Source organism: uncultured Gilliamella sp., from assembly GCA_945271295.1.
In the GTDB taxonomy this organism is placed as follows: domain Bacteria; phylum Pseudomonadota; class Gammaproteobacteria; order Enterobacterales; family Orbaceae; genus Gilliamella.
Genome location: CALYPG010000031.1, coordinates 21,410 through 27,639 on the forward strand (window position 1 = coordinate 21,410; position 6,230 = coordinate 27,639).

Annotated in this window: 4 protein-coding genes and 1 tRNA gene; all 5 read left to right on the forward strand. The window is 35.6% G+C overall.

Annotated features, from left to right (window positions below):
• The first annotated feature begins 55 nt into the window (after nt 1-55).
• The 5 genes from Q0K76_RS11920 (at nt 56) to Q0K76_RS11940 (ending at nt 6,020) form a co-directional block, all read left to right on the forward strand.
• Complete coding sequence (locus tag Q0K76_RS11920) at nt 56-898, forward strand: Rossmann-like and DUF2520 domain-containing protein (protein ID WP_294615896.1); 843 nt, start codon at nt 56-58, stop codon at nt 896-898.
• On the forward strand, nt 895-1,755 hold the full coding sequence (panB, locus tag Q0K76_RS11925; RefSeq protein ID WP_294615897.1) for a 3-methyl-2-oxobutanoate hydroxymethyltransferase: 861 nt from the start codon (nt 895-897) through the stop codon (nt 1,753-1,755). The genes Q0K76_RS11920 and panB overlap by 4 nt, the downstream gene beginning before the upstream one ends.
• Nucleotides 1,755-2,609, forward strand: coding sequence for a pantoate--beta-alanine ligase (panC, locus tag Q0K76_RS11930; protein ID WP_294615898.1), 855 nt, complete (start codon nt 1,755-1,757; stop codon nt 2,607-2,609). Before panB ends, panC begins: the two co-directional genes overlap by 1 nt.
• Before the next feature lie 222 nt (nt 2,610-2,831).
• The gene (locus Q0K76_RS11935) at nt 2,832-5,690 is read left to right on the forward strand and encodes a valine--tRNA ligase (protein ID WP_294615899.1); all 2,859 of its coding nucleotides are present in this window, start codon (nt 2,832-2,834) and stop codon (nt 5,688-5,690) included.
• A 254-nt stretch (nt 5,691-5,944) separates the two neighbouring features.
• Nucleotides 5,945-6,020 (forward strand) — tRNA-Lys (locus Q0K76_RS11940).
• Nucleotides 6,021-6,230 lie beyond the last annotated feature (210 nt).

A 6,230-nucleotide genomic window follows, 5' to 3' on the forward strand; every position in this document is an offset into this window, starting at 1 on the left:
TTGAATCTAACGTAGATTGAGCTATAATGCTGTAATTTTTTTTTGCAGATTAATAATGAATATCGGTTTTATTGGTGCAGGTAAAGTTGGATGCACATTAGCTAAATATTTTGCAATGTGTGGTTTTAAGATTGCTGGATTTTATAGCCGATCTTATCAAACCGCGAAAGAAGCGAGTGAGTTTACACAAACGTATGCTTATTCAACACTTGCTGATTTAGTCAATAGTTGTGATTGCTTGTTCGTCACTGTTCCTGATAACCAAATTAAAATCGTTTGGTTAGAGCTTTGCCACTTACCTATAAAAAATAAATGGATTGGTCATTGCAGTGGTCTTTTAACCTCAAAAGTATTTTGCGATAACACATCTGTGCATCCCTTTGCTTTTTCTCTACATCCATTATATGCCATCTATGATCGATTTGATTGTTATCAAAATATGCCGAAAGCTTATTTTACACTTGAAGCTAACCGAAACTTTATTCCACAACTGCAAACATTCTTTTCGTTATTAAATAATCCTATTGCTACCCTTTGCGCTAGAAAAAAACCTCTCTATCATGCTGCCTGTGTTATGCTCAGTAATCAAGTGATAGCATTAGCACAAATTGGTGTTAATTTGTTAACCCAATGTGGATTGGATTCTGAATTTAGCGAACAGGCCTGGCGACCATTATTTTTTGATAATGCTAATACTGTTCACCAAGTGGGAATAATTGATGCATTGACTGGTCCTATTGAACGTGGTGACATAGAAACCATAAAACAGCATCTGGCAGTAATGCCGACTGAATTTAAAGATATTTATCAACAATTATCTCTTATTTTACTTAATATTAGTCGTAAAAAACATCCAAATAGTGACTATCGACAATTAGAGCTGGAGCTTTTACCTTGAAAAATACGATTCTTACATTACAACAACGAAAACAAAATCAACAAAAAATAACCATGTTGACTGCATATGACTATACAACAGCCAAACTAATGGATGAAAGCGGCGTAGATTGTCTTTTAGTCGGTGATTCATTGGGTATGGTAATGCTTGGTTATGATAGTACCGTATCGGTAACTATGGAGGATATGATCCATCACTCAAAAGCAGTAGCAAGAGCGGCTAAAACAGCGTTTGTGGTGACGGATTTACCATTTATGTCATACCATACATCCGTTTATGATGCTGTATTAAACGCGGGGCGTTTGATTAAAGAAGGTCAAGCTCAAGCCGTTAAGTTAGAAGGTGGACAGGCATTTTGTGAACATATAAAAATGATTGCTCAAGCCTCCATTCCTGTCATTGCCCATATAGGATTGATGCCTCAATCTGTACTTGCTTTAGGTGGATATAAAGTTCAAGGTAAAGATTATCAACAAGCTAAAAATATTATCCTTGATGCCTTAGCAGTTGAGCAAGCGGGTGCTGCTGCAATTTTACTTGAGTGTGTACCAGCAGTTTTAGCTAAGCTCATTTCAGAATTGGTAAGTGTTCCAACTATTGGAATTGGCGCGGGCGCAGGTTGTGATGGTCAAGTATTGGTGTATCAGGACATGTTATCTATGTATGATGGTGTATCATCAAAATTTGCAAAATCGTTTGCTCCAATTGGCGAGCAAATGAAACAAGCGTTTAAACAATATTGTCATGAGGTTACCGAGCAACAGTTTCCTGCTTCAATTCATGAGTTTGCTATTGATGATGTAATTATACAAAATCTAAAAAGTGAGTTTTTAACCGACAATAGGAGCATTGTCTAATGGAAGTGGTAACAACAATAGAGCAAGTGCGTAAGCAAGTTAAATCTTGGCGTCAATCTGGGTATAGCATTGGCTTAGTGCCAACAATGGGTTTTTTACATGAAGGTCATCAAAGTTTGATGGCGGCAGCTAAAAAAGATAATCAAAAAGTGATTGTTACTATTTTTGTCAATCCTATTCAGTTTGGACCTTCTGAAGATTTAGCCAGTTATCCACGTGATCTTGAGCGTGATAAAATTGCTTGCGAGAAAATGGGGGTTGATTTGATTTTTTGTCCATCTGCAAGTGAAATGTATACTGCTCATTTTAATAGTTACGTTGATGTAAATGGTTTGACAGATGCGCTGTGCGGTAAAAAGCGGCCGGGACATTTTAAAGGTGTTTGTACTGTAGTTTCTAAACTGTTTAATATTACACAACCAAATCGAGCCTATTTTGGACAAAAAGATGCGCAACAATTGGCAGTTATTAAGCGTATGGTTAAAGACTTAAATTTTGATATTGATATTATTGGTTGTCCGATTGTGCGTGAATCTGATGGGCTTGCTAAAAGTTCTCGCAATAGCTACTTATCACCAAATGAACGAATCGCTGCAATTTGTTTATATCAAGCCATTGAGTTAGCTAACTTAATGATAAAACAGGGTGAAAGATCAGTTGCAATAATTGATGCAGCTATGCATGATGTTATTGCTAAACAACCCTTAGCTAAGATTGATTATATTGAATTTGTTGATCTGCAAACACTAAAATCAGTTGAACTCCTAGAGCAAGATAGTTTATGTGCATTAGCAGTATTCATTGGTAAAACTAGATTAATTGATAATTTTATTTACCAACAGCAACATTCATAAAATCCGCCAATTTAGTTAAAAAATTATAATCATTTCATATCGACCGCTTTTAAATTGAAGCGGTTTTTTTAATATTATTTCAAAAATCACTTTTTTTATTTAAGGTGATTTGTAAATGCAGATTAAATCTACTTGTTTATGGTCCTGCTAATTTATTGTTGTGTAAATTTACTGTAGAATAGAGCCATTTTTATCTCTTGAATCAGGATTTATGCTTAAATTATGAAAAACACGACTTATAATCCACAAGAAATTGAACAACCTATTTATCAACATTGGGAAGCAAGTGGCTATTTTAAACCTAATGGCAATAAATTAGCGCCAAGTTTTTGCATTGCTATTCCACCGCCTAATGTTACCGGTAGTTTACATATGGGGCATGCCTTCCAACAAACAATTATGGATGCGTTGATTCGTTATCATCGTATGCAAGGTGATAATACCTTATGGCTATCGGGAACAGATCATGCAGGTATTGCAACTCAAATGGTAGTGGAGCGTAAAATTGCTGCTGAAGAGAATAAAACACGACATGATTATGGACGTGAGGCATTTATAGAAAAGATCTGGCAGTGGAAAGCAGAATCGGGTGGCAGTATTACTAAACAAATGCGACGTTTGGGTGATTCTGTTGATTGGGATCGTGAACGCTTTACCATGGATGAAGGTTTGTCCAATGCGGTTAAAGAAGTCTTTGTTAGATTATATCAAGAAGATTTAATTTATCGTGGTAAACGATTAGTAAATTGGGATACAAAATTACGTACCGCCATTTCTGATCTTGAAGTTGAAAATCGGGAAGTCAAAGGTTCAATGTGGCATTTACGCTATCCATTAGCGGATGGTGTTAAAACTGCCGATAACAAAGATTACTTAGTTGTCGCTACAACTCGTCCTGAAACATTATTTGGAGATACCGGTGTTGCGGTAAACCCTGAAGATCCACGTTATAAAGATCTAATTGGTAAATATGTAATCTTGCCTTTTGTTAATCGTCGAATTCCTATTGTTGGTGATGAACATGCCGATATGACTAAAGGGACTGGTTGTGTAAAAATCACTCCTGCTCATGATTTTAATGACTATGAAGTAGGGCGACGTCATCAATTGCCAATGATTAATATCTTTACTTTCGATGGTGATATTCGTCAACAAGCTGAAGTATTTGATACCAATGGTGAGCCAAGTGATGCTTATTCATCCGAACTGCCTGCACAGTTCCAAAAATTAGAACGTTTTGCTGCTCGTAAAGCAGTGGTTGCGGAATGTGAATCAATGGGGATTTTGGAAAAAATCGAACCTCATAACTTAACGATTCCTTACGGTGATCGTGGTGGCGTAGTCATTGAACCAATGCTTACCGATCAATGGTATGTAAGAGCCAAAGTATTAGCTGAACCAGCAATTAATGCAGTGAAAAATGGTGATATTCAATTCGTACCGAAACAATATGAAAATATGTACTTTTCTTGGATGAATGATATTCAAGATTGGTGTATTTCCCGTCAATTATGGTGGGGACATCAAATTCCTGCCTGGTATGATCAGCAAGGTAATGTTTATGTAGGGCGTGATGAGGCAGAAGTACGTCGTAATAATAATCTTGCTAATGATATTGAATTAACTCAAGACGAAGATGTGTTAGATACTTGGTTCTCCTCAGCGCTTTGGACTTTTTCAACACTAGGTTGGCCTGAAAATACCGATGAGTTAGCAACTTTTCATCCAACCAATGTTTTAGTGACTGGATTTGATATTATCTTTTTCTGGGTCGCCAGAATGATTATGATGACCATGCATTTTATTAAAGATGAGCATGGTAAATCTCAAGTCCCTTTCAAAACTGTTTATGTGACTGGTCTAATTCGTGATGAAGAAGGACAAAAAATGTCAAAAGCTAAAGGAAATGTGATTGACCCTTTAGATATGATTGACGGTATCTCATTAGCAGATATTGTAAAAAAACGTACTGGCAATATGATGCAACCACAACTTGCTGAAAAAATTGCTAAGCGGACAGACAAGCAATTTCCTAATGGTATTGAAGCGCATGGTACTGATGCATTGCGTTTTACTTTAGCCGCTCTAGCCACTACCGGGCGAGATATTAATTGGGATCTCAAACGTTTAGAGGGTTACCGTAATTTCTGTAATAAACTATGGAATGCTAGTCGTTATGTATTAATGAATACTGAAGAGCATGACTGCGGATTTAATGGTGGTGAGTTTGAGTATTCACTAGCTGATAACTGGATTTTAGCTGAATTTAACCAAACAGTTAAAGCCTATCGAGAGGCTTTTGACACATTCCGTTTCGATTTAGCTGCCAATATTTTATATGAATTTACCTGGAATCAATTTTGTGACTGGTATTTAGAATTTACTAAATCAGTACTTAATAATGGTTCAGCTAATCAACAACGAGCGGCTCGCCACACTTTAATAACTGTTTTAGAAGCTTTATTACGGCTTGCCCATCCAATTATTCCATTTATTACCGAAGCAATTTGGCAAAATGTTAAAGGTTTAATGAATATCACCGCAGATACCATTATGCTTCAGCCAATGCCTAAATATGATCAACAATATAAGAATGATGAAGTTGTGGCTGATGCTAATTGGATTAAAGATGCAGTAATAGCGGTGCGCAATATCCGTGCTGAAATGAATATTGCTCCAAGTAAACCATTGCAATTACTGATCCGTAAAGCATCGCCAACTGTACATCGTATTGTAAGTAATAATGTTAATTTTATTGAAGCATTAGGTAAACTATCTGAAATCGTATTATTGGATGAGGGTGAAACTGGACCATTATCAGTTACTAAGTTAATTGAAGGTGCAGAGTTATTAATACCTATGGCTGGATTGATTAATAAAGAAGATGAACTTGTACGTTTAGCAAAAGAGATTGAACGTATTGATAGTGAAATTGCTCGCATTGATAATAAGCTATCTAATGCCAGCTTTGTTGATAAAGCACCAGCAGCAGTGGTTGCTAAAGAAAAAGCAAAACAACAAAGTTATATTGATGATAAAGCAAAATTACAACAGCAATATTTAGCCATCAAAAATCTGTAACTCTTGTAAAAACTCTCTTGTTGAAGAAGCAAGAGAGTTTTTAAATCAAAAATTAATTATTTACTCTTAAAAATAATATATCTTTGAAGAAACAACATTTATCTAGATTAAAGATCTAATGTATATCAAGAAGTGTTAAATACTGGTATTGTTTATCCAGTTTTATTATTCAGAATTACAAATATTATGAATAAATTTAAATTGATAGATTGCATTACATTTTAATTTTATATAAAATAGTCGGATATTTCAGTGGGTTGTTAGCTCAGTCGGTAGAGCAGTTGACTCTTAATCAATTTGTCGCGGGTTCGATCCCCTCACAACCCACCACTCCTTTATTTCAAACCCTTTTCAAATCGTTAAAAACCCTTACAGAACAAAGGTTTTCTCAAAAAAACACTTGCACTAAATTGCATATGCATTTGTATATTTGACAATATGTCGTATACAAAATTGAGCAGGATTTGGTATGGCAAGTAATAAACTGTATTAGTTCCGACTTAATCTGACAAAGAGCTTGAAAAAGAGAGCGTTACCAGT